This is a genomic window from Pararhodobacter zhoushanensis (genome assembly GCF_025949695.1).
GTDB classification, from domain to species: Bacteria; Pseudomonadota; Alphaproteobacteria; order Rhodobacterales; family Rhodobacteraceae; genus Pararhodobacter; species Pararhodobacter zhoushanensis_A.
This window is the reverse complement of the sequence record NZ_JAPDFL010000001.1, coordinates 941700-965445: the sequence shown is the minus strand read 5'-3', so window position 1 is coordinate 965445 and position 23746 is coordinate 941700. Positions and strand designations below refer to the sequence as shown.

Annotated in this window: 23 protein-coding genes; 11 read left to right on the top strand and 12 right to left on the bottom strand. The window is 66.2% G+C overall.

The window, feature by feature from the left end; translation table 11 throughout:
- Positions 1-42: 42 nt before the first annotated feature.
- From OKW52_RS04765 to OKW52_RS04755, 3 genes are all read right to left on the bottom strand, one after another.
- Positions 43-195, bottom strand: coding sequence for a hypothetical protein (locus OKW52_RS04765; RefSeq protein WP_164736694.1), 153 nt, complete (start codon positions 193-195; stop codon positions 43-45).
- Positions 196-280: 85 nt separating this feature from the next.
- A complete protein-coding gene (locus OKW52_RS04760; protein WP_264504692.1) occupies positions 281-1213 on the bottom strand; it encodes a CobW family GTP-binding protein in 933 nt (310 codons plus the stop codon).
- Positions 1210-2838 carry an amidohydrolase gene (locus OKW52_RS04755; protein WP_264504691.1) on the bottom strand — a complete coding sequence of 543 codons (1629 nt, stop codon included), beginning with the start codon at positions 2836-2838 and terminating at the stop codon, positions 1210-1212. Before OKW52_RS04755 ends, OKW52_RS04760 begins: the two co-directional genes overlap by 4 nt.
- A gap of 269 nt (positions 2839-3107) precedes the next feature.
- Between OKW52_RS04755 and OKW52_RS04750 the strand changes: the two genes are divergently transcribed.
- The 5 genes from OKW52_RS04750 to OKW52_RS04730 all read left to right on the top strand — a co-directional run bounded on the left by OKW52_RS04750 (position 3108) and on the right by OKW52_RS04730 (position 8562).
- Positions 3108-4688, top strand: coding sequence for an ABC transporter substrate-binding protein (locus OKW52_RS04750; RefSeq protein ID WP_264504690.1), 1581 nt, complete (start codon positions 3108-3110; stop codon positions 4686-4688).
- A gap of 80 nt (positions 4689-4768) precedes the next feature.
- A complete protein-coding gene (locus tag OKW52_RS04745) occupies positions 4769-5749 on the top strand; it encodes an ABC transporter permease (RefSeq protein ID WP_319800453.1) in 981 nt (326 codons plus the stop codon).
- A 1-nt stretch (position 5750) separates the two neighbouring features.
- Positions 5751-6605, top strand: coding sequence for an ABC transporter permease (locus OKW52_RS04740; RefSeq protein ID WP_264504689.1), 855 nt, complete (start codon positions 5751-5753; stop codon positions 6603-6605).
- A gap of 8 nt (positions 6606-6613) precedes the next feature.
- Positions 6614-7588: an ABC transporter ATP-binding protein gene (locus tag OKW52_RS04735; protein ID WP_264504688.1), complete on the top strand. Its 975-nt coding sequence runs from the start codon at positions 6614-6616 to the stop codon at positions 7586-7588.
- A complete protein-coding gene (locus tag OKW52_RS04730; RefSeq protein ID WP_264504687.1) occupies positions 7585-8562 on the top strand; it encodes an ABC transporter ATP-binding protein in 978 nt (325 codons plus the stop codon). The genes OKW52_RS04735 and OKW52_RS04730 overlap by 4 nt, the downstream gene beginning before the upstream one ends.
- A 54-nt stretch (positions 8563-8616) precedes the next feature.
- Here OKW52_RS04730 and OKW52_RS04725 read toward each other — a convergent pair whose 3' ends face one another.
- The 4 genes from OKW52_RS04725 to OKW52_RS04710 all read right to left on the bottom strand — a co-directional run bounded on the left by OKW52_RS04725 (position 8617) and on the right by OKW52_RS04710 (position 12767).
- A complete protein-coding gene (locus OKW52_RS04725; protein WP_264504686.1) occupies positions 8617-8775 on the bottom strand; it encodes a hypothetical protein in 159 nt (52 codons plus the stop codon).
- Positions 8776-8959: 184 nt separating this feature from the next.
- Positions 8960-10849 carry a hypothetical protein gene (locus tag OKW52_RS04720; RefSeq protein WP_264504685.1) on the bottom strand — a complete coding sequence of 630 codons (1890 nt, stop codon included), beginning with the start codon at positions 10847-10849 and terminating at the stop codon, positions 8960-8962.
- Between the two features lie 93 nt (positions 10850-10942).
- Positions 10943-11323: an acyl-CoA thioesterase gene (locus tag OKW52_RS04715; RefSeq protein WP_127108933.1), complete on the bottom strand. Its 381-nt coding sequence runs from the start codon at positions 11321-11323 to the stop codon at positions 10943-10945.
- Between the two features lie 67 nt (positions 11324-11390).
- Entirely contained in the window at positions 11391-12767 is a 1377-nt protein-coding gene (locus OKW52_RS04710; protein WP_264504684.1) for an aminotransferase family protein, read from the bottom strand.
- 132 nt (positions 12768-12899) lie between these two features.
- On the opposite strand from OKW52_RS04710, the gene pdxR reads away from it, so the two are divergent.
- Positions 12900-14399 (top strand): MocR-like pyridoxine biosynthesis transcription factor PdxR, encoded by a 1500-nt coding sequence (gene pdxR / locus OKW52_RS04705; RefSeq protein ID WP_264504683.1) that lies wholly within the window; start codon positions 12900-12902, stop codon positions 14397-14399.
- A 21-nt stretch (positions 14400-14420) separates the two neighbouring features.
- Positions 14421-14915, top strand: a complete 495-nt coding sequence (locus OKW52_RS04700) for an NUDIX domain-containing protein (RefSeq protein ID WP_264504682.1) — start codon at positions 14421-14423, stop codon at positions 14913-14915.
- Here the strand turns inward: OKW52_RS04700 and OKW52_RS04695 are convergent.
- The 3 genes from OKW52_RS04695 to OKW52_RS04685 form a co-directional block, all read right to left on the bottom strand.
- Entirely contained in the window at positions 14912-15301 is a 390-nt protein-coding gene (locus OKW52_RS04695; protein ID WP_264504681.1) for a carboxymuconolactone decarboxylase family protein, read from the bottom strand. The genes OKW52_RS04700 and OKW52_RS04695 overlap by 4 nt on opposite strands.
- The gene (locus OKW52_RS04690) at positions 15273-15665 is read right to left on the bottom strand and encodes a MerR family transcriptional regulator (RefSeq protein ID WP_264504680.1); all 393 of its coding nucleotides are present in this window, start codon (positions 15663-15665) and stop codon (positions 15273-15275) included. Before OKW52_RS04690 ends, OKW52_RS04695 begins: the two co-directional genes overlap by 29 nt.
- A gap of 67 nt (positions 15666-15732) precedes the next feature.
- On the bottom strand, positions 15733-16485 hold the full coding sequence (locus OKW52_RS04685; protein WP_264504679.1) for a Stf0 sulfotransferase family protein: 753 nt from the start codon (positions 16483-16485) through the stop codon (positions 15733-15735).
- Between the two features lie 160 nt (positions 16486-16645).
- Here OKW52_RS04685 and xsc point away from each other — a divergent pair, with 160 nt between their 5' ends.
- Together xsc and OKW52_RS04675 are read left to right on the top strand one after the other, a co-directional pair.
- Complete coding sequence (gene xsc / locus OKW52_RS04680; RefSeq protein WP_264504678.1) at positions 16646-18421, top strand: sulfoacetaldehyde acetyltransferase; 1776 nt, start codon at positions 16646-16648, stop codon at positions 18419-18421.
- Positions 18422-18459: 38 nt separating this feature from the next.
- A complete protein-coding gene (locus tag OKW52_RS04675) occupies positions 18460-19164 on the top strand; it encodes a sulfite exporter TauE/SafE family protein (RefSeq protein ID WP_264504677.1) in 705 nt (234 codons plus the stop codon).
- An 88-nt stretch (positions 19165-19252) separates the two neighbouring features.
- Here OKW52_RS04675 and OKW52_RS04670 read toward each other — a convergent pair whose 3' ends face one another.
- The gene (locus OKW52_RS04670; RefSeq protein ID WP_264504676.1) at positions 19253-20122 is read right to left on the bottom strand and encodes a phosphate acyltransferase; all 870 of its coding nucleotides are present in this window, start codon (positions 20120-20122) and stop codon (positions 19253-19255) included.
- 38 nt (positions 20123-20160) lie between these two features.
- On the opposite strand from OKW52_RS04670, the gene OKW52_RS04665 reads away from it, so the two are divergent.
- The gene (locus OKW52_RS04665; protein ID WP_264504675.1) at positions 20161-21294 is read left to right on the top strand and encodes a citrate/2-methylcitrate synthase; all 1134 of its coding nucleotides are present in this window, start codon (positions 20161-20163) and stop codon (positions 21292-21294) included.
- On the opposite strand, the gene OKW52_RS04660 is transcribed toward OKW52_RS04665, so the two are convergent.
- Positions 21291-22670, bottom strand: coding sequence for a multicopper oxidase family protein (locus OKW52_RS04660; protein WP_264504674.1), 1380 nt, complete (start codon positions 22668-22670; stop codon positions 21291-21293). The two genes, OKW52_RS04665 and OKW52_RS04660, sit on opposite strands and share 4 nt — an antisense overlap.
- Before the next feature lie 179 nt (positions 22671-22849).
- Between OKW52_RS04660 and OKW52_RS04655 the strand changes: the two genes are divergently transcribed.
- A complete protein-coding gene (locus OKW52_RS04655) occupies positions 22850-23731 on the top strand; it encodes a DMT family transporter (protein WP_264504673.1) in 882 nt (293 codons plus the stop codon).
- Positions 23732-23746 lie beyond the last annotated feature (15 nt).

The following is a 23746-nucleotide window of genomic DNA, read 5'->3' as shown; positions in this document are numbered from 1 at the left end:
TGGCCGGCCCTTGGTGGCCGGCCATTTTTCTTATGCACGCGGTTATTTCGAGCCGCCCTTGCTGCCGCCCGTCGGCAGGCCCGAGGTCACCCGGCTTTCTTCGCTGTTGCCGCCGCTGCCTGCGGGCTTTTTCGCGCCGCCCGGCAGCACGCCGCTGGCCGATCCCTTGCCGCTGCTTGGTACACCTTTGGTCATTAATGTCTCTCCTGAATGGCTCTGGCTGAACCCCGCGCGGGCGCGGGTTCAGACACGATACCGCAACCGGCGTTTTCGTCAAAACCTAAGCGTTGCGCAGGATCGCGTCCCAGGCGGACTGAAGCTGGGCGGGGTCAAAACGATCCGCCAGACCGACCGCCACCGCCCGCCCCTGCCCTTTCGGCGGCGTGGCCGGGCGACGGTCGGACTGCGCCCCTGCGCGGTGAAAGCTGCACCAACCGCCATCGGAGAGCGGCATCAGACCCTTGAGACGATAGAGACCGGGGATGGCTGCTTTGAGCAGCGCGTCCAACGCCGCCGGGTCGGCCACGCCGTCCCCGCGATACACCCAGCCGCGATATTCGGCCCCGTGGTCGTGGTGATGCCCCCCGTGCCCGGCGTGCGGCGCGTCCCGCCGCAGGCGCAGCGCCAGCGGTTCGAGCAGCATTTCGGCCGGCACGCGGCCATAATCCGCGACCAGCCGCAGGGCTTCGGGCGCCAGTTCAGCGAGCGTGGCGCGCAGCTGTTTCAACGCACCTTGCGGCGCGATGTCGGATTTGGTTACCAGCACCAGCCCCGCCGTGGCGATCTGGTTGCGCAGCGTTTCACCCAGAAACGCATCGGCCAGCGACGCGCCGAAATTCACCGCATCGACCACGACGACGACGCCCTGCAACGTCAGGTCCGGCTCGGCCAAGGCGATCTGGCCGACCTTGAACGGATCGGCCACGCCCGAGGTTTCGATCACCAGATGCTCGGGCCGCGGGTCCAGCCGCAGGATGCGGTCGATCGCGTCGTAGAAGTCATCGCCGATGGTGCAGCACATGCAGCCATTCGACAGCGCCAGCGTATCGCCCGAGCGGTTCTCGATGAGATCGGCATCCAGTGCGATCTCACCGAAGTCATTGACCAGAACACAGATCCGCATGCCGTGGGTATCGGACAAAAGGTGGTTGACCACGGTGGTCTTGCCCGCGCCCAGATAGCCCGCGATCAGCGTGACGGGGATCGGGCTCATTTCACGAACACGCGCCCGCCCTGCACGGTCCCCAGCACCGGAATGTCGCGCAGCGCCTCAGGGGCCAGCGACAGCGGGTCATCGCCCAGCACGGCGAAATCGGCGGCTTTGCCGGGGGTGATCGAGCCGACCTCGCGGTCCAGTTTCAGCGTGCGCGCGGCACCCAGCGTGATGGCATGCAGCGCCTCCATCACCGAAAGGCGCTGATTGGCCCCCAGCACCCGGCCCTTGGGCGTGATGCGGTTCACCGCGCACCATGCGACATGCAGCGGGCCCAGCGGTGTCACCGGACTGTCCGAATGGATCGCCAGCGTCACGCCATTGTCCAGCGCCGAGCGGCAGGCGTTCATCCGGGCGGCGCGGTCGGGGCCGACGGTGAATTCGGCATGCGCATCGCCGTAATACCACAGGTGATTGGCGAACAGGTTGACGCAGACACCCAGCCGCGCGGCGCGGTAGAACTGGTCCTCACCGGCCATCTGACAGTGCTGTAACGTGTGGCGGCTGTCACCGGTGGGGTGCTGTCCCATCGCTTCTTCAAAGCAATCGAGGATGAAGTCGCTGGCCTCGTCACCATTGGTATGAACCTGCATGTTCAGGCCCGCGGCATGCAGCGTTTTCACCAGCTCTTTCAGCCGCGCCGGTTCAAGGTTCCACAGCCCGTTCGGCTGCCCGCCGATATAGCCCGGCCATTTCACCCGCGCGGTGAAGCCCTGAATCGAGCCATCGGTCATCACCTTGCAAATGCCCATGCGCAGCATGTCGGTCGATTTCGCGCGCAGCTCCAGCGCGCGGGCGGCGGCGGATTTCGGCTCCAGCCCGATCACGCCCAGCGCCGGGACCAGCCGCAGCGGGTACTCCTTGCGCCCGGTCACATCGAGCAGGGTGGCCACGTCGTCATCGGCCAGATCCGCCATCAGGTCGGTCGCGGTGGTCACGCCGGTCTGCACGGCGGCCTTGCCGTATTGCACGATGGCATGCTCGCCCTTGGAAATATCGCGGATCGCCATGTTCAGGCGGCGCATCACCGGGAACATCGCGCCCATTTCCTGCAACTCGCCCATCAGCGAGCCATCAGGCAGGCGCACCACGCCCTCGGCGTTGGTGTCAGGGCCATAGCCCGCGACCTCAAGCGCCCTGGAGTTGACGGTCATCAGGTGGAAGCTCTGGTGCATCACCGCAATCGGCACCTCGGCCGAGGCTTGGTCCAGATGATGTCGGTTCAGGCGGTCGCCAGCAAAGAACAGCGGATCAAAGCCCCAGCAGACCAGCGGCTGACCGGCGGGCAGCTTGGCGATGGCGTCCTTCATCCGGTCGATCATGTCGTCGACGGTATGGACGCCGGGCCACAGATTGCCGTCAGGATCGGTGCGATCCACGTTGCCGCAATAGAGATAGGTCCACAGCGCACCGGTCATCATGTGGCTGTGCGCCTCGACGAAACCGGGCAGCAGGACCTGATCGCGGAACCGCTCATCCAGCCGCGCACCGCCCCAGACATCGGCAATCTCAGGGCCGCCGACGGCCAGAATGCGCCCGTCGCGCACGGCGACATGGGTCGCATAGGGCTGCGTCGGCTCCATGGTGATGATGCGGCGGGCGGCGTAGAGGACGGTTTCGGCCATGATGTTCCCGGTTCTGCGCCCGGATCAGGCCGGGCTTTTTTGACGATGCGGTGTTTTTGAGCAGCGCAGCAAGCGGGTTGCCGTTACTGCTGACACCCTGCGCCCAGAATGCCGCAGCATGGCAGCCACCCTAGCGCCAGATTTCGGAAAGCATAGATCCAGAGGGACTTTAGTCTTGATCGGTTTGAGCGCGCTTTCATACTCGCGGCACAACGACCGGAAAACCGGCAGGTCGAAAAGATACACCTCTTTCAACTGGGAGACATGACATGCGTCTGACTCGGAGAACCTTCGTCGGCACCAGCGCCTCGCTGATGGCGCTCGGCCTTGGGCCGGTCTCGGCCCAAGAGCGGCGGGGCGGTCAATTGGTGATCGTCAGCGGCGAAAACCCGCGCCACCTGAACCCTGCCGTGCAATCGGGTCTGGCAACGGCCATTCCCGGTACACAGATTTTCGCCTCGCCTCTGCGGGTCGATGAGAACTGGGATCTGCACCCCTATCTGGCCGAAAGCTGGGAACTGGCCGAGGATGGGCTGAGCCTGACGCTGAACCTTGTGCCCAACGCCACGTTCCACGACGGCATGCCCGTCACGTCCGAGGACGTCGCCTTTTCGATCATGACGATCAAGGCGAACCACCCGTTCCAGACCATGTTCGGCCCGGTCGAGGCCGTCGAGACCCCAGACGCCACAACCGCGATCATCCGCCTGTCGCAAACCCACCCGGCCCTGCTGCTGGCGCTGACCGGGGCGCTGTGCCCGATCCTGCCCAAGCACGTTTATGATGACGGCCAAGAGATGCCGACGCACCCGGCGAACAACGCGCCCATCGGCTCGGGCCCGTTCAAGCTGGCCGAGTATCGCCCGGGCGAGCAGATCACCCTGCAACGCTTTGACGATTTCTTCATCGAAGGTCGCCCCTATCTGGACGAGATCGTCATCCGCATCGTGCGCGACGCCTCGTCGGTCACGCTGTCGCTGGAATCCGGTGAGGCTGACGCCGGGATGATCACCGACTCGACCGCGATCTCGCGCTTGTCGGCGACCGATGGTCTGATGGTCACCCCGCGCGGGTTCGAGGGGATCGGCCCGATCCAGTGGCTGGCCTTCAACACCCGCGTCGCGCCGCTGGACGACATGCGCGTGCGTCAGGCGATTGCCTATGCGATGGACCGCGACTTTATCCTGAACGCGCTGATGCGCGGCGTGGCCGCCAGCCAGAAGGGGCCGATCATCGAATCGAGCCCGTTCTTCAACCCTGACATGCCCGGCTACACTCTTGATCTGGATCGCGCCAACGCGCTGCTGGACGAGGCCGGGCACCCGCGCGGTGCCGATGGCACGCGCTTTACCCTGACGATGGAGACCATCCCGGGCCGCGACGCCGCCACCGGCAACATCCCCGAATATCTGCGCTCGCAGCTGCGCGAAGTGGGGATCAACGTCGAACTGCGCGCCTCGCCTGACTTCCCGACATGGGCGGGTCGACTGGCCTCGGGCGAGTTCATGATGTCGATGGATATCGTGTTCAACTGGGGCGATCCGGTGATCGGGGTGCACCGCACCTATCTGAGCACCAACATCCGCCCGGTGATCTGGTCCAACACCCAAGGCTATGCCAACCCCGAGGTCGACTCGCTGCTGGAACAAGCCGGCCGCGAGACCAACCTTGAGGCGCGCAAAGCCCTTTACGGTCAGTTTCAGGATATCGTCGGCGAAGAGCTGCCGGTCTACTGGATCAACGCGCTGCCCTATCACAACGTGTTCGACGACCGCATCGGCAACCCGCCGCTGTCCATCTGGGGCATGATGCAGGCCATGGACGAGGTCTACTGGACCGAAGACCGTTGATCTGAGACAGTTTTCGCGGCCCGCCCCGCGCGGGCCGCGCTTTGTTCTGATGCCCCTTTCCAAGGATCGAAAACCAACCCATGGCAATGATGCGCTATATTCTTCAGCGGCTGCTCTACGGGCTGATCCTGATGCTTGGGGTGGTCGTCCTGAACTTCTTTCTGATCCACGCCGCCCCCGGCGACGCTGCCGAAGTGATCGCCGGTGAAATGGGCGGCACCACCGAAGAGATGATGGCCCAGATCCGGGCGCATTACGGGCTGGATCAACCGATCCTGATACAGCTGTGGATCTACCTCAAGCAGATCGCCATGGGCGATCTGGGCACCTCGTACCACTTCAACCGCCCGGTGACCGAGCTGATCCTGCAGCGCCTTGGCCCCACCATCATGCTGGCGCTCAGCGCGCAGCTGATCGCGATGCTGCTGGGCGTGGTGCTGGGGGTGCTGTCGTCGCGCAAGCCGCAGGGGTTCCTGTCGGGCTTTGTGTCGGTGTTCTCGACCGTGGGCTATGCCGCGCCGGTGTTCTGGACCGGGTTGATGCTGGTCATCCTGTTCGCCGTCTGGATCCCGCTGTTCCCCGTCGAAGGCTATGTCAGCGCGCGGTTCCGCGGCACGGGGCTGGCCTATGCGCTCAACGTCGCGTGGCATCTGGTGCTGCCTGCCACCACGCTGGGCATTCTGTTTCTGGCGCAATACGCCCGCCTGTCGCGTACCGCGATGATCGAGGTGCTGGGCGCCGACTATATCCGCACTGCCCGTGCCAAGGGGCTGGGCGAGGGCAAGGTCACCTTCAACCACGCGCTGCGCAACGCCGTCCTGCCGATCCTGACCATCGCCGGGCTGCAGTTTGGCAACCTGATCTCGGGCGCGCTGCTGGTGGAAACGGTGTTCAACTGGCCCGGCATGGGGCGGCTGGCCTTCGATTCCGTACTCAGGCGCGATTATCCGACGCTGCTGGGCGTGCTGTTCTTTGCCTCGGCGGTTGTTGTGCTGGCAAACCTGCTCACCGATCTGAGCTATCGCTTTGCCGATCCCCGCATTCGGACCGGAGGGCGCTAAGATGACCAAAGCCGTCAGCCCCTTGGGCGAAGCCTGGGGCCAGTTCCTGCGCAACAAACCTGCCGTCGGCGGTCTGGTGCTGCTGATCGCCATCGTGGGCTTCGTGCTCTATGGCTATTTCCTGTTTGACGCCGATCCCTACCGCATCGTCTGGGGTCCGCTGGCCGCCCCCGGCGACCAGGAAGGCATACCGCTGGGCACCGATTTTCTGGGCCGCGACATCTTCGTGCTGTTGCTCAAGGGGGGCGGACCGACCATGGCGGTCGGGCTGGCCGCTGCGCTGCTGACCGTGGTGATCGGCATCGCCATGGGTGCGCTGGCCGGGTATTTCGGCGGCTGGGTCGATGACCTGCTGATGCGCGTGACCGAGTTCTTTCAGGTGCTGCCCGCCCTTTTGTTCGCCATGGTGCTGGTGACGCTGTTCGCGCCCTCCCTGGTGACGATCTCTTTCGCCATCGGTATCGTCAGCTGGCCCGGCACCGCCCGCCTGACCCGCGCCGAATTCCTGCGCATCCGCGAGCTGGAATACGTCACCGCCGCGCGCTCGATCGGGGCGGGGAACAGCCGTATCATCTGGAAAGTGATCCTGCCCAACGCCCTGCCGCCGCTGATCGTGTCCGCCGCGCTGACCGTGGGTGTGGCGATCCTGTTCGAGGCCGGGCTGTCCTTTCTGGGCCTTGGCGATCCCAACACGATCAGCTGGGGCCTGATGATTGGCCAGAACCGCAACTTTCTGCTCGAAGCCTGGTGGCCCGTGGCGATCCCTGGCGTGGCGATCTTTCTGACTGTCTTTGCCGTGTCGCTGGTTGGCGACGGGCTGAACGATGCCTTCAACCCGAAACTGAGGTCGCGATGAGCCCGTTGATGAGCCTGTCCGACCTGCGGGTCGAGTTCGACACCCGCCACGGCCGCGTCACTGCGTTGTCGGGGATCAGTCTGGACGTGCTGCCAGGAGAGACGCTTGGCATCGTCGGCGAGTCCGGTTGCGGCAAGTCGATCACCGCGCTGGCGATGATGGGGCTGATCCCCAACCCGCCCGGCCATGTGACCGGCGGCGTGATCGAGTTCGACGGCGAGGACATCACGCACGCCAGCAACCGCCGCCTGCGGCAGCTGCGCGGTCGCGACATCGCGATGATCTTTCAGGAACCGATGACCTCGCTCAATCCGGTGTTCACCGTTGGCGACCAGATCGCCGAGGCGATCCTGCTGCATCAGGACATGAGCCGGGCCGAGGCCGACCGTCAGGTGGTCGAGCTGCTGGAAACCGTGGGTATCCCCGAGCCCGAGGCGCGGGCGAAAAGCTATCCGCACCAGTTGTCGGGCGGGATGCGTCAGCGGGTGATGATCGCCATGGCGATCAGTTGCCGTCCCAAGCTGTTGATCGCCGATGAGCCGACGACAGCGCTGGACGTGACCGTGCAGGCGCAGATCTTCGATCTGATGCGCGACATTCAGGCCAAGTTCGGCGTGGCGATTGTGCTGATCACCCATGACATGGGCGCAATCGCCGAGATGACCGACCGCGTTGCCGTGATGTACGCGGGACGGGTGATCGAGCAGGGCACCTCGGACCAGATCCTCGACAATCCCTTGCACCCCTACACGCGCGGTCTGATCGGCTGCATCCCGGTGCTGGGCCGTGCCGCTGCCAGCACCGACCGGCTGCCGCCGCTGGCCGAAATCCCCGGCGTGGTGCCGCCGCTGCACCTGCTGGGCGACGGCTGCGCCTTTGCCGAGCGCTGCGCGCTGGCGGATGATCATTGCCGCAGCGTGCGTCCGCCACTGGACGATAAGGGCCACCCCGTCGCCTGCCACCACGCCGGGGAAATCGCATGACCACGCCGCTGCTCTCTGCCCGCAAGCTGGAAGTCAGTTTCGAGATTGGCCGCAAGGGTATTTTCGGCAAACCGCGCCTGCTGCGCGCCGTGCGAGGCGTCGATTTCGACCTGATGCCGGGGCGCACGCTGGGGCTGGTCGGCGAGTCCGGCTCGGGCAAGACCACCACCGCGATGGCGGCGATCCGGCTGGCGCCTTCGACCGGCGGCTCGGTCAGTTTTGAGGGCACCGATCTGATGACCCTGCCTGCCGAAGCGATGCGCGCCCAGCGCAAGCATCTGCAGGTGATCTTTCAAGACCCCTATTCCAGCCTGAACCCGCGCGAGCGTGTCGGCGCCATCGTGCGCGAGCCGCTGGACCTGATGAATGTCGGCGACCCGGCGGGCCGTGACGCACGGGTGCGCGAGTTGTTCGGGCTGGTCGGCCTGCGCCCGGACCAGATGTCGCTGTTTCCGCACCAGTTCTCGGGCGGGCAACGGCAGCGGATTTCGATCGCGCGGGCGCTGGCGACGAACCCAAGGTTGATCGTCTGCGATGAGCCGGTCAGCGCGCTGGATGTGGCGATTCAGGCGCAGATCCTGAACCTGCTCCGCCGGTTGCAGGATGAATTTGGCCTCAGCTATCTGTTCATCAGCCACGATCTGGGCGTGGTGCAGTTCATCTGCGACGACATCGCGGTGATGTATCTGGGCGAGATCGTCGAATACGCCGACCGCCCGACGCTGTTCTCCAAACCGCGCCACCCGTATACGGCGGTGCTGCTGGAAGCCGCGCCGTCACTTCTGCGGCGCAAATCGGCGGGCTACAGGCGGGCGGGCATGGTCAAGGGCGACCTGCCGTCGCCGATGAACTTGCCCACGGGCTGCGCCTTTGCCTCGCGCTGTCCCAAGGCGCAGGAGCGTTGCCGGGCCGAGGCGCCCATCCTGCGCGACGTGGGCGACAGCCGCGTCGCCTGCCACTTCCCGCTGGACTGAAAACGCCCGGCACTGGGTGCCGGGCGCAGGTGGTCGGTGCGTTGATCTGCGCGGTTACTTGCTGCCGCCTTTGCCCGATGACGGCGCGGGACCGCTGCCCTTGCCAGCAGCGCCGCCCTTGGCTGTGGTGCCCTTGGACGACGACGGTGCCGGACCGCTGCCTTTGCCCGGCGCGGCACCCTTGCCAGCGCCGCCTTTGGAAGTGTCAGCCATGTTCCCTCCTCCTGATCGCGAGGCCCGAATCCTGCCGGGGAAATCCCGCGCAGGGACGAGTCGCAAAAGAACCGCCGCGGCTCTTCGAGATCAACGATACACCTGAAAATTAAGGCGTCAAAAGAACATTTGCACGAGGGGCGGCCCTGCGTGAGCTTCCGCCGCCCCTTGCGCTGATACCCGCTTACAGGGCCAGATTGAACGAGACCCGCAGTGCCATCTGCCGGTCATCCGAGCTGCCCGCGTATTCGATCCCGGCGCGCAACGCGCCCGGCCCGCTCTGCGCGACATAGGACAGGCCGATGCCTGCGTGGCTGTCGTCGAACAGATCCGGCGCGGCGAAACTGGTGCTGCCACCGCTCAGCCCGAACTGCATCACCCCCTGATCGCCCTCGCGCAGCGCGGCAAAGACATAGGGGCGCAGTACCCCGCCGCCGAAGGCAACCGGCATGCCCAGATCGGCGCGCAGCCCATAGGCCGTGGCGTCATGCGCGGCGATGGCCCCGCCGCCCAGACCCGAGAGCGTATAGCCCCCGGTGCGATGGTGCACGACATCCGCCTGCAACGCCAAATCGGCGAAGGGCGCGTCGGGCTGGCCGCCAAAGCCGCGCGCAAAGCGCAGGCTGGCGCCGATCACCGTGCCGTCCATCTGCGCATCGCCCGAGCGATAGGCGGGGCTGGTCAGGTCGGTATCGGTCCTGCCCAGATAGCCCAGTGACGACAGCGTGCCTGCATCGCCGAAGTCGCTGCGATGCGACAGGCCGATGAACAGCGCCGTCTGGCGCAGGCGGTGCTCGCCGTCGTCCAGCGTGGCGCGGCCCTGCGTGACGGCCAGAAAGCCCGAGACGGTGCCAAAGCTCTGCCCGGCAACCAGACCGCCGCTGCGCTCGGACAGGCCCTGATAGCCGCCGGTAGCCGCGATGTCAGAGCCGCCGCCAAACACCCCCAGCCATGCGCCGCCCTGATCCTGACGGTCATGCACCGCACCCGCGACCCCAAAGGCCGCGCTGCGTGCCAGACGATCACCCGCCGCCAGCGGCATCGGGTCGATCAGCGCCAGCGCGGTTCCGACCAGCAGACCGGGGCCGTCAAAACTGACCACCTCAGGCAGCGACCCAAAGCGCAGCATCCCGGCCTGAACGCCGTGCACCCTCACCGTGTCGGTGCCGTCGCCCATCTCGATCAGCCCGTCGATGATCGAGCCGCGCAGCACCTCCAGCGTGTCGTCGCCCATGCCGAGGTTTAGCGCCACACCGCTGCGGCCCCGGATCGTCCCGCTGTTCACCACGCGTTGCGCGCCGGTGTCGGCACCGTCGGTATTGATGCCGATGCTGCCCGCGATCGTGCCGGTGTTCTGCACCAGACTGTCCAGCGTGCTGGGGTCAAAGTCGATGCCGTCCTCGGCACCGTCGCTGACGATCAGCCCGTCATTGATCACCGTGCCGCTGTCCAGATCGACGCCGTCCTGATCGCCGGTCGACCGGATGGTGCCCGCGTTGTAGATATACGCATCCGTGGCCGCGTTGACCCCGTCGCCGCCCGCCTCGATCAGCCCGTAGTTATAGAGCTGCGCACCGTCGGTGTTGATGTTCACACCCTCATCCGCCGCGCGGATGACCCCGGTTTCGGTGTTCATGACATAGGCGTTATCTTCCAGTTGCACGCCGTCATCAGCGCCGATGATCGTGCCCGCGTTGACCAGCCGGCCATCGTTGTCGATGTTCACCCCGTCGCCATCGCCGGTGATGGTGCCATAGTTGGTGACGCTGACGCCATTGTCACCCTGCACACCATGATCGCCCTGACCGGTGATCATGCCATGGTTGATAAAGGTCACATCGTCGTCGAACTCGAACCCCTGATCGGTGCCGGTGATCTCGGCCCCTTCCAGAACGGTGATCTGTGCGTCGTCCAGCCCGTCGTCCAGAATGCCGGTGCCAATGCCCGTGCAGGTGACCACGTCGCCATCATTGGGCGCAGCAGGGGTGCAGGCGTCTTGCGCGTTTGCGATGCCGGGCAGCGCAAGCGCGGTCATCAGGGCAAGGGTCGAGGCGGAAAGGCGAAGATCGGGCATGGGGCGGTCCGGCTGTTAGGGGTTCCCCCGGCGCGTAGCCGAGGAATGTAACAGACGGGTGATGCCGCAAGAAAATCCGGCGCCCGGGCGGGGTTACTCCGGTGGGACCGGCCGCTTAACACCCGAGGAATGCAGCGCGACAAAGGTGAAATCAGCCTCGGTCACCCGCAGGTGCTGCGCGGTTTCAAGCCGCTCGACCCAGGCCTCGACGTGGATGGTGATCGAGGTGGTGCCGACCCTGACGATGCGCGTGTAGACGGTGAACAGATCGCCCACCATCACCGGCGCATGAAAGCGCATGGCGTTGATCGCGACGGTGGCGGTGCGCCCGCGCGCACGGCGCGCGGCGGTCATTCCGGCAGCGATGTCCATCTGGCTGAGCACCCACCCACCAAAGATATCCCCCGCCCCGTTGGTATCCGCGGGAAAGGGGACGGTCTGCAGGGTCAGCTCGCCTTCGGGTTTGTCGTCCATGTCTGCGCCCTTGCTCGGTCAATTTCCGGGCAAGGTTGCGCATCCATGTCGCAAGGTAAAGGCCTCCTTAGCCACAAACCTCGGTCAAAGCCCCGTCGATGGCGTCGGTGATCTGGTCGATCTGCGCCGCCGTGACGATCAGCGCGGGCGACAGGCAGAGCGTGTTGTTGAAGCCGGGCAGCGAGCGGTTGGTCATGCCGATCTGCACGCCGCGTTTCATCACCGCGGCGACCACGGCGGCCACCTTGCTCTCGGCCATCGGTTCCTTGGTGGCGCGGTCAGCGACCAGCTCGGCCCCGCAGAACAGGCCCTTGCCGCGCACATCACCGATGACGCTGTGCTTTTCCATCAGCTTGTGCAGGTTGCCCATCAGCCGCTCACCCATGGCGGTGGTGTTGCCCAGCAGGTCTTCTTCCTCGATGATGCGCATGTTCTCGATGGCTGCGGCCGGACCAGCGGTGCAGCCGCCGAAGGTCGAGATATCGCGGAAATGCGCCATCGGATCGGCGGCATCCTTGAACATCTCGAACACCGCTTCGGTCGTCACCGTGCAGCTGATCGCGGCATAGCCCGAGGCCAGCCCCTTGGCCATGGTCACGATATCGGGCTGGATGTCGTATTGCTGATAGCCGAACCATTTGCCGGTGCGACCCACACCGCAGACCACCTCGTCGATGATCAGCAAAAGCCCGTATTGCTTGCAGATTTCCTGCACGCGGGGCCAGTAGCCCTCGGGCGGGGTGATGACGCCGCCACCCGCCGTCACCGGCTCAAGGATGATCGCGCCGACAGTATCGGCACCTTCGCGCAGGATCACCTCTTCAATCGCATTCGCGGCGCGCAGGCCGTAATCGGCCACATCGCCCCACTGACTGCGGTACTCAAGGCAATGCGGCACGGGGATGAACCCTTCAGGGAACGGGCCATACATCGACTTGCGCTCTTCCTGCCCGCCCGAGGCCAGCGCGGCGATGGTGGTGCCGTGGTAATCCCGCTCGCGGTACAGGATCTTCCACTTCTTGCCGCCATGCTTGGCATGGGCGATCTGGCGGACCATCTTGTAGGCCTTCTCGTTCGCCTCGGACCCCGAGTTGGAATAGTAGACGCGGGTCAGCCCCGGCATCTTGTCGGTCAGCATCTGCGCAAAGATCGCACCGGGAACCGAGCCCGCCGCCCCGGCGAAATAGTTCATCTTCAGCAGCTGATCGCGCACCGCATTGGCGATGCTCTCGCGGCCATAGCCCACGTTGACCGTCCACACGCCGCCCGACACGGCATCCAGCGTTTCGCGCCCGGTCGCATCCCAGACGCGCAGGCCCTTGCCTTCAACCACGACGCGGGGATCGATGGTCTCGAACGCCTTGTGCTGGGTCAGGTGATGCCACACATGCGCGCGGTCGGCTTCGACCACGGCACCGATATCGTTGAAGGTCGCGGTGTCCATGGGACGACTCCTTGGCGAGATTTGATCATAAAGATTCACTCTGGCTGTAATGCACCGTCGCGGATAGGGCCAGAGACCCCCTATCCATAGCACCAGAAAACGCTAGACTCAGCAAAAAATCGGACCTGATTGATGACCATTTCGGTCGAGTGTTTTCTTCTCGATCCGCAGCACAGCGGAACCCTGCAAAGCCGCATCCGGCAGATGGTGGCCGAGGGCATTCTGGCGGGCCGTCTGCGCCCCGGCGAGCGGATGCCGTCCAGCCGACGACTGGCCGAGCATCTGGGCGTGAGCCGAATCACCGTGACGCTGGCCTATGCGGATCTGGTTGCCGACGACTACCTGCGGGCGCGCGGCCGGTCGGGGTATTTCGTGTCCGACAGCGCGCCGCAGCCCGGCGATTTCCCGCAGCCGGGTGCGCGCGGCACCGATGTTGTGGACTGGGCGCGCGCACTGGGGCACCGGCCCGCCAGCGGGCAGCTGAACATGGGCAAACCCCGCAACTGGCGCGAGTTTCGCTATCCGTTTGTCTATGGGCAGGCCGACCCTGAGCTGTTCGATCACGCCAACTGGCGCGGCTGCATGATTCAGGCGCTGGGTCAGCGCGATTTCGCCCGCATGACCGATGACCAGTTCGAACAGGACGACCCCGGCCTGTTGGAATACATCGCCCGCCACACCCTGCCCCGGCGCGGAATTCTGGCGCGCGGGGATGAGATCCTGGTGACGCTGGGCGCGCAGAATGCCCTGTGGCTGACCGCGCAGCTGCTGCTGAACCAGCGCCGCAACGCGGGGATCGAAGAGCCGGGCTATCCCGGCCTGCGCGACATCCTGAACCAGACCCGTTGCAAGGTGACCGGCATCCCCGTGGGGCCGCGCGGGTTGGAGCCGGATGCGCTGCCCGAAGGGATGGATGTGCTGTTCTGCACCCCGTCGCACCACTGCCCCACCGGCGCGACCATGCCGCTTGAAGCCCGCCATGCACTGCTTGTGGTCGCCAATGCGCGGGGCCTTCTGGTGATCGAGGATGATTACGAATTCGAGATCAGCCACGACCGCGCGCCCCTGCCCGCGCTGAAATCGCTGGATCGCGAGGGGCGGGTTATCCACATCGGCAGCTTCTCGAAATCCATGTTCCCCGGCTTGCGGCTGGGCTTTCTGGTCGGCCCGGCGGAATTCATCCGCGAGGCCCGCGCCCTGCGCGCCACGGTACTGCGTCACCCGCCCGGCCTGCTGCAACGCGCCGCCGCGCATTTCCTGTCGCTGGGCCATTACGACGCCATGCTGCGCCGCCTGACCCGCGCCTTCGCCGCCCGCCGGGCCGTGATGCTGGCCGCCGTGCGGGCCGAAGGGCTGACGATTGCCGGCGCGGCGGGGGATGGTGGGTCCAGCCTGTGGATGCGCACGCCCGACGGGGTCAGCGCGACCGAACTGTCACAGGCCCTGCGCGCGGATTCGGTCCTGATCGAACCGGGCGGGCCGTTCTTTGGCGAATCGCTGGGGAATGACCGGTGCTACCGCATCGCCTATTCGTCGATCACGCAGGACCGCATCGCCGAGGGCATCGCCCGTATCGCCCGCCGCACCCGTGCCATGACCCCGCAGGGCCAGCGCACAAGCCGCGCGGGCTGACCTGCCAAAAAGGAAGACGCGTTGAGTTTTGCAGAAAGCTATCTGGGCCAGTTGCGCGCCCATGTCGGCAGCCGCCCGCTGCTGGTGATCGGCGTGCGCGTGCTGATCGAGGACGCCGAGGGCCGCATCCTGATCCTGAAACGCAGCGATACCGGCGACTGGGGCCTGCCCGCCGGCTCGCTGGAACTGGGCGAGTCGCTGATGGACGCGATCCACCGCGAGGCCAAGGAAGAGACCAACGCCACGCTCGAGGATGTGCAGGTGTTCGGCCTGTCCTCGAACCCCGCCGTTGAGTGCTACACCTACCCCAATGGCGACCAGATCCAGAATGTCTCGGTGCTGGCCACAGCGCGGCTGGCGGCGGGGACGGTGATCGGCTCGAACGACGGCGAGGCGGATGCGTTCCGCTTCGTCGCGCCCGAGGCCATCGATAAGGCCAGCTTCAGCCCGCCGGAATTTCCCGCCTTTGCCTATTTCCGGGCATGGCGGGAAACCGGGCAGTTCCAGTTCGTCTAGGCCGCGTCGCGCTGCGCAAACACCTCTTTCGCGGCGAAAAGTCCGTTCAGCGCGGCGGGAAAGCCGGCGTAAACCGCCATCTGCATCAGGATCTCGACAATCTCGTCGCGGGTCAGGCCGACATTCAGCCCCGCCGCGATATGCACCTTGAGCTGCGGTTGCGCCGTGCCCATCGCGGCGAGGGCTGCAATGGTGGCAACCTCACGCGCGCGCAGGTCCAGACCGGGGCGGGTGTAGATGTCGCCAAAGGGGAACTCCAGCAGCAGCGTGGCAAAGTCAGGGGCGATGTCGGCCAGCGAAGCGATCACCGCCTCACCGGCTTCGCCGTCGATCTGCGCCAGCGCCTGCGTGCCGCGTTCAAGGCGGGTTTGTGGTTGATGGGTCATAGATTTTCAGCCTCTCTTCATCCTCGGCATAGCCGCCGATCTTGGCATCGAGGACCGTGAGACAGGTTTGCAGCTCAGCCAGCCGGGCGCGCACTGCGTCACGGTGCGCCTCCAGCAGCGCGCGGCGTTGCGGGCCGGTGTGCGGGCCTTCTTCACGCAGGGCCGCGTAGCGCAGCATCTCGCGGATCGGCATGCCGGTGGTCTTGAGCCGCGACAGGAACGTGATCCACGTCAGGATCTCGGCGTCATAATCGCGGTGCCCCGAGGCATCGCGGTCGGCATAGGGCAACAGCCCGATCCGCTCGTAATAGCGGATCGTGTGGACACTGAGGTCTGTGCGTCTGGCAAGGTCGGCAATCTTCATGCGTCTGTCTTTCGTCTCGACGCCGGTACAGATACGGGTTCGAGCGCACTCTAGGTCAAGCGCCAAGTTAGCCTGCCAGAAACCGCGCGCGCCAGTCGTCGCTGACGGCATCGGCAAGCTGCGCGGTGCCCGGCGCGACGCCGCGCGCGCGGGCGGCGTTCTGGCCGATGTGGCCAAGCACGCGGGCAAGGGTGGCCTGCGGATCGGCGGAGAGGTCTTCATAGCTCACGCGCAGGGGCACAATGCCCTGCTGCGCGAACCAGTCGTCCCATTCCGCAGTCAGCCGCTCGCCCTCGGCCAGCGCGGCGGCGATCCGGGCGCGGTCATAGACCGGCGCGGCGGGCGGGGCGAGGCGCTCCAGCTCCGATCCATCCGCTGCGCGGTGCCAGAGCCCGGTCTGCTCGGCCCGCACGCGCGAGATCGCCTGCCCCAGCGTATCGGAACGGCGCAAATGCACGTAGCGCGGCGCGCCGAAGGCCGCGTTGAGGCGGGCGGCATCGGTGGCGTGACCGGGGAAAAGGCGGTCCAGTTGGGCCATGGCCGTGTCCACGCTGCCGCGTTGCAGGCGCAGGCCGAAGACGCCGGTGCCAGCCGTTCCCTCGCGCAGAATCGCGGCAAAGACAGTGCGCAGGGTGGGCAGGCTGTCGTCACTGGGGCGCAGGCTCAGCCCCACCTCTGCCGCCCAATCCGACACCAACGGCCCGTGAAAATACGACTCAGGCGCACCGGCGACCCCGCTGGCGGCCAGCAGGCTGCACAGGAGCGTGCTGCCGCTGCGCGGCGCGGTGCACAGGATGTACGAGGGGGCGGGTTGCTTCATCCTTTAGGGATAGCAAAGCCCCCTTGCCAAGAGAACCACCAGCTTCCGCATTCTGGCTCTATTCATCGCCCCCGGCTGGCCCTAACCTTTACCCCTGCCTTCCCGCAGTGTGACCGTTAACCGACGCTGCGCTGCGTTTTTTGTTTCAAGGACCATACCGATGCGAATGACCACCGAGGAAGCCTTTGTCAAAGTGCTCCAGCGCCACGGGATCGAACATGCCTTTGGCATCATCGGTTCGGCGTTCATGCCGATTTCCGACCTGTTCCCCCGCGCCGGGATCACCTTCTGGGACTGCGCGCATGAAGGGTCGGGCGGGATGATGGCCGATGGCTATACCCGCGCCTCGGGCAAGATGAGCATGATGATCGCGCAGAACGGGCCGGGGATCACCAATTTCGTGACGGCGGTGAAAACCGCCTACTGGAACCATTCGCCGCTGCTGCTGATCACCCCGCAGGCGGCCAACAAGACCATCGGACAGGGTGGCTTTCAGGAAGTCGAGCAGATGGCGCTGTTCAAGGACATGGTCGCCTATCAGGAAGAGGTCCGCGATCCGTCGCGCATCGCCGAGGTGCTCAACCGGGTGATCCTGAACGCGCACCGCCATTCCGCCCCGGCGCAGATCAACATCCCGCGCGATTACTGGACGCAGGTGATCGACATCGAGCTGCCCGCCGTGGTGGAATTTGAACGGCCTGCCGGGGGTGCCTCGGCTGTCGCGCAAGCCGCCAAACTGCTGTCGGATGCGAAATTCCCGGTGATCCTGAACGGCGCGGGCGTGGTGCTGGGCGGGGCGATCCCGGCCTCGATGGCGCTGGCCGAGCGGCTGGATGCGCCGGTTTGCGTCGGCTACCAGCACAACGACGCCTTCCCCGGCTCGCATCCGCTGTTCGCGGGGCCCTTGGGCTATAACGGCAGCAAGGCGGGCATGGAACTGATCGCGCAGGCCGATGTGGTGCTGTGCCTTGGCACCCGGCTCAACCCGTTCTCGACCCTGCCGGGGTACGGGATGGATTACTGGCCCAAAGACGCGAAGATCATTCAGGTCGACATCAACCCCGACCGGATCGGCCTGACCAAGAAGGTCGCCGTGGGCATTGTCGGCGACGCCAAGGCGGTGGCCAGTGAAATCCTTGCACAACTGGGCGATCACGCGGGCGATGCGGGGCGCGCAGACCGCAAAGCGGCCATCGGGCAGAAGAAATCGGCCTGGGCGCAGCAACTGGCTTCGATGGACCATGAGGATGACGACGTCGGCACCAGCTGGAACCAGCGCGCCCGCGACGCCAAGCCCGAGTGGATGAGCCCGCGCATGGCGTGGCGCGCGATCCAGTCGGCGCTGCCGAAAGAGGCGATCATCTCGTCCGACATCGGCAACAACTGCGCCATTGGCAACGCCTATCCCAGCTTTGACGAGGGGCGAAAATATCTGGCGCCGGGTCTGTTCGGGCCCTGTGGCTATGGCCTGCCCTCCATCGTCGGTGCCAAGATCGGCTGCCCCGATGTGCCGGTCGTCGGCTTTGCCGGGGACGGCGCGTTCGGCATCGCGGTGACGGAACTGACGGCGATTGGGCGGCCTGAGTGGCCCGCGATCACCATGGTGGTCTTCCGCAACTACCAATGGGGTGCGGAAAAGCGCAACTCGACCCTATGGTACGATGACAATTTCGTCGGCACCGAGCTGGACGAGGGTGTGAGCTATGCGGGCATCGCGCAGGCCTGCGGGCTGCAAGGCGTGCAGGCCCGGACGATGGACGAACTGACGGCGGCGCTGGCCAAGGCGGTGGACGATCAGATGACCCACGGTAAGACCACGCTGATCGAGGCGCTGATCAATCAGGAACTGGGCGAGCCGTTCCGCCGCGACGCGATGAAAAAGCCGGTGGTGGTGGCGGGGATCGACCCGGCGGATATGCGGCCGCAAACGCGATGATCCTGCCGTTCGGCTTGAGCCCCGGGACCGCTGCCTTCATGGCAGCGGTCGTTTTCATCGCCGCCTTCGTGCGCGGGTTCTCGGGCTTTGGCTATCCGGTGCTGCTGGTCGCGGCGGGCGCGCTGGTTACCAATCCGGTGCCCTTGGTGCCCGTCGGGCTGCTGGGTGACATGCTGATCGGCGTAACGCTCTGGCGCTCGGCACGGCCCTATGTGGACTGGCCGACGATGATCCGGCTGATCATCGGCGCGGCGGTCGGGCTGGTGCCGGGGATCTGGCTGCTCGGCCTGATCGACGACGACATGGCGCGGCTGGTGGTCAGTGGCATGGTGCTGCTGGCGGCGTTGGTCATGCTGGGCGGCTGGACGCTGCCGGGCCGCGCCGGGCCGTCTATGACCATCGGCGCGGGCTTCGTGTCAGGGCTGGTGACCCCGGCGGGCGTGGCCGGGCCACCGGTGGTGACGCTGGCGGCGGCGCTGGGGCTGGCACCGCTGGTGTTCCGCGCGACCTTGCTGGCGTATTTCATCACGCTCAACGTGTTGGCCATGGGCCAGTTCGGGCTGGCCGGGCGGCTGGACCGCGAGACCGTGATTGCCGCCGCATTGTCGGTGCCGCTGGTGCTGCTGGGCAGCTGGTGGGGCGCGCGCCGCGCCGTCGGCGCGAACCCGGCGCGGTTTCGCACACTGACCATCGGTGTGCTGATGGCGATGGCGGTGATCGGGCTGGGGCGGGCGTTGCTATGAGCGCGACCGGCGCAGGGGGGCGTCGCCCCCTCTTGGCCTGCGGCCAATTCACCCCCCAGGATATTTAGAGACAGATGAGGGCGCGCGGTCAGGGTTTGTTAACCATGGTCAGGGTGACGAGTGTGGCGGCAACGATATCCTCGACGGTTGCCCCCCGCGACAGGTCGCAAATCGGTTTGGCGAAGCCTTGCAGGAAGGGGCCCAGCGCCTGCGCGCCACCGAGTTCCTGCATCAGTTTATAGGCGATGTTGCCCGAGTTGAGATCGGGGAAGATCAGCGTGTTGGCCGGGGGCGCGTCATAGCCCTTCTTGGCCGCGATGCTGGCGTTAAGGGCAGCGTCGGCCTGCACGGGGCCGGGAAAGCCGCTGGCCTGAGCTGCCGCGCGGACGGTCTCGACCGACGGGCCTGCGCCCGACGCGCCGGTGGAATAGCTGAGCAGCGCCACGCGCGCCTCGCCGAAAAGGCCGCGCGCTGTGGCGGCGCTGGCGCGGGCGATGTCGGCCAGTTGCGCGGCATCGGGGCTGGTGTTGACGCCGCAGTCGGCAAAGACCAGTTCGCGGCCATCCGGCAGCAGCATCAGGAAAAAGCTGGACGGGGTCTGCACGCCGTCGGCCATGCCGACGGCCAGCGCCGCCGCTTCGATCACCCGGCGCGTGGCATTGGCGGCCCCCGCGACCATCGTATCCGCCTCACCCGCCGCGACCATGGCGGCGGCGCGGATCAGGGGTTTGTCCAGCATCCGAAGCGCCAGCGCCGGTTTCAGGCCGGGGCGGTTGGCGAGCAGGTGTTCGACATAGGCCTCGGCCGGGCGCGCATCGGCCAGCGTCACCACCTGCGCCAAGCCTTCGGCCCGCAGCCGCGCCGCAGCATCCGCGATGCGCGGGTCGTCCATCTCGGGCAGCACGACGCGGAACTGCCCGGCGCGCGCCGCGGCAAGGGCCTGATCCAGAACGCTCATTTTATCCTCCACGCCATGTTCACCGGGAGACTGCCGATATGACCGACACCGTCAAGATCAACCGCGGCCTGAAGGGCGTTTACTTTGAACGCTCGCAGATTTCAGACATCGACGGGCGCGCCGGGTCGCTGACCTATCGCGGCTATTCGATCCATGATCTGGCCACGCAAGCGACGTTTGAAGAGGTCTGCTATCTGCTGATCCACGGCGACTTGCCCGACGCCACGCAGCTGGCCGAGTTCGACGCGGCACTGAAAGCCGCGCGGGTGCTGCCCGAGCCGGTGTTCGACATCATCCGCGCCACCGCGCATGGTCACCCGATGGACGTGCTGCGCACCGCGGTTTCGGCGCTGGCGGCACTGGAGCCGGACAGCCACGACGCCTCTGAGGCCGGGTTCCTGCGCAACGGCATCCGGCTGACCGCGCAGGTGCCGATGATCATCGCCGCGCACGAGGCGATCCGCAACGGGCGCACGCCGGTGCTTCCCGACATGAGCCTGAGCCACGCCGCGAACTGGCTGTGGATGCTCAAGGGCGCGCGGCCCAGCGCCGATGCGGAGCGGCTGGCGGATGTGGATTTCATCCTGCATGCCGAGCATGGCTCGAACGCCTCGTCCTTTGCCGCGCGGGTCACGGTGGGGACCGAGGCCACTCTGCACGGCGCGATGGTCACGGCGCTGAGCACGCTGGCCGGTCCCGCGCATGGCGGGGCGGCTGAGGACGTGATGAAGATGGTGCACGAGATCGGCAAGCCCGAGAACGCCGCCGCCTATGTCGCCGCCAAGCGCGCGGCGAAAGAGCCGGTGACGGGCTTTGGCCACCGCGTCTACCGTGCCGAAGATCCACGCGCGCGCCACATGCGCGAAGGGGTGCGCAAGTTGGGCGAGGAGATGGGCGCGCCGGGCTGGTACGCGATCCTGCAGGCCGTGGTCGAGGCGATGTCGCCCTATGCGCGCCACGGGCTGAATGTGAACGTCGATTTCTATTCGGGCGTGATCTATCAGCTGCACGAGATCCCGATGGATCTGTATGTGCCGATCTTCGCCATCGGGCGGATGCCCGGCTGGTTGGCGCAATGCCTTGAGCAGCGGCGCTCGAATATCCTGATCCGGCCGCTGACCCTGTATGACGGCGCGGCACCGCGCGACTGGGTGCCGCTGGCCGCGCGCTAAGGGATGCGCAGAAAGCCGGTCAGGCCGGTTTTCTGGTGCTCGATCACATGACAATGAAACGCCCAGTCGCCGGGATTGTCGGCGACGAGGGCAACGTCCATTGTCTCGCGCTCCAGCAACATGGCGGTGTCGACCCAGTTGCTGGCGATCTCGCGCCGGTCCGAGCGCAGCGGCAGGAAGGCGAGGCCGTGCAGGTGGATCGGGTGGTCGTTGGGGCTTTCGTTGCGCAGGCGCAGGATATAGGTGCGACCGCGTTCGAGCGTGGCCAGTGGGCCGCCGTCGGCGGCATCGCCGGGCCACGAGACGCGGTTGATCGACCAGAAGGTGTAGCCCAGCGAGCCGCAGAAGCCGTTGTTCACCGCGCCGTCGCCGGGGGACCAGCCGAAGACGAATTCCAGCACCTCGGCATTGGCCAGATCGGGCAGGGGCAGCGGGTTGGGGGCCAGCGGGCGCAGATCGGCCAGCGCGTGGCGGCTGTCGGGACCGGTGGCGCGCAGTGTGAGCAGGGTGCGCAATCCGCCGGGCTGGTCGTTGAACAATGTGAGGGTCTGCCCCTCACTGGCAGGCATGCGGATGGCAAGGTCTGCGCGTTGGCCGGGGCCGAGGATCAGGGGTGCCTCTGCCGTCGGGAAAGCGACGGGGACCAACAAGGGGTGACCGTCCAGAGCGATCACCTGCCCCTCGGCCCCCGGCAGGTGCAGCCGGTAGACGCGGGTGGTGTCGGTGGCAACCAGCCGCAGGCGGACCAGCCCCCCGGCGGGCGCGTCATAGACCGGCTCTTGCGCCCAGTTGGCGGTCATCACCGTGCCATGCGTGCCGCCGCGCGCCGCACCGCGCGCGGTGAACAGGTCGATGAACTGGCTGCCCTCGCCCAGCCGCCAGTCGCGCAGGTTCACCGGCAGATCCAGATCGAAACCGGGGTCTTCGGCCTCGTCCACGATCAGCACGCCGGTCAGGCCACGGGCCATCTGGGCCATGGTGTTGCAATGCGGGTGATACCAGTAGGTGCCCGCATCGGGCGGGGTGAATTCATAGCGGTAGGTATCGCCCTGCCCCATCGGGATCTGGGTCAGGTACGGCACGCCGTCCATTGCGTTGGGGAGGCGCAGCCCGTGCCAGTGCATCGCCGTGTAGTCGTCCAGCGTGTTGGTGACATCGGCGACAAAGGGCTGGCCCTGCCGCAAGCGCAACACGGGCGGCGGCGCGTCGGGGGACAGGCTGACCATGCCCTCGGTCGGGTTGGCTTCAAGTGCAAAGCGGGCGCTCTGGATCGTCAGCGTCACCGGCGAGGCCTGCGCGCGGCTGGCCATCCCGAGGCCCGACAAGCCCCCGGCGGCAAAGAGGCCCGAGGTCATCAGAAACTGGCGGCGGTTCATCGCGGGGTCTCCGGCTGCGGTTACCCGAGCCTTTCTATCAATGAGGTGCCTGCCGCGCATCCCCGCGTTTTGCCGCAGCGTCCTGTCGCGCCGGGGTTGCGCGGGCTTGCCTTGGTCGCCCTGCCGGGCCTATCCAGTCACCGGGAAGGCGCAGCGCCGCGCCGGGAGGATTTAACACCATGAACACGACGCAACCCAATCCGCTCAAGGCGGCGATGTGGATGGGCGGGGCGATCGTGTCCTTTGTCCTGATGGCGGTTTCCGGGCGCGCCGTGCAGGTCGAGCTGAACACGTTCGAGCTGATGTTCTGGCGCTCGCTGATCGGGTTCTTCATTGTCGTGGCGATCATCAAGATCCGCACCGGCGACCTGTCGCTGATCCGCACCCAGCACTGGGGCCTGCATGTCACGCGCAATGTGTTCCACTTCTTTGGCCAGAACATGTGGTTCTACGGGTTGATGCTGATCCCGCTGTCACAGCTGGTGGCGCTGGAATTCACCAACCCGATCTGGGTGGTGCTGCTGGCGCCGTTCTTTCTGGGCGAGCGGCTGACCGGCATGAAGATGGTGCTGACGCTGATCGGCTTTGTCGGCGTGCTGGTGGTGGCGCAGCCGGGCGTGCAGCCGCTGCATCTGGGGCATCTGGCCGGGATTCTGGCAGCGATCGGCTTTGCGATAAACCTGATCTTTACCCGCAAGATCATGCTGCATGATCAGGTGTTGTGCGTGTTGTTCTGGATGACGACCAGCCAGACGATCATGGCGCTGGTGCTGATGCTGGCAACGGGTTTCCAGCTGCCCAGCATGGCCATGCTGCCGTGGCTGGCGGTGATCGCCGTCACCGGACTGACCGCGCATTTCTCGCTGACCTCGGCGCTGGGGCTGGCCCCAGCGACCATCGTCGCACCGATGGAATTCGCCCGGCTGCCCATCGTCGCGCTGGTCGGGGTCTGGCTGTACGGCGAGACGCTGGATCCGATGGTGTTTCTGGGTGCGGCGATTATTTTTTCAGCGAATTTCTTGAACTTGCGCCTCAGCACGCGGCGTCGCGCACAAACGTAAGGCGCGGAAACTTCT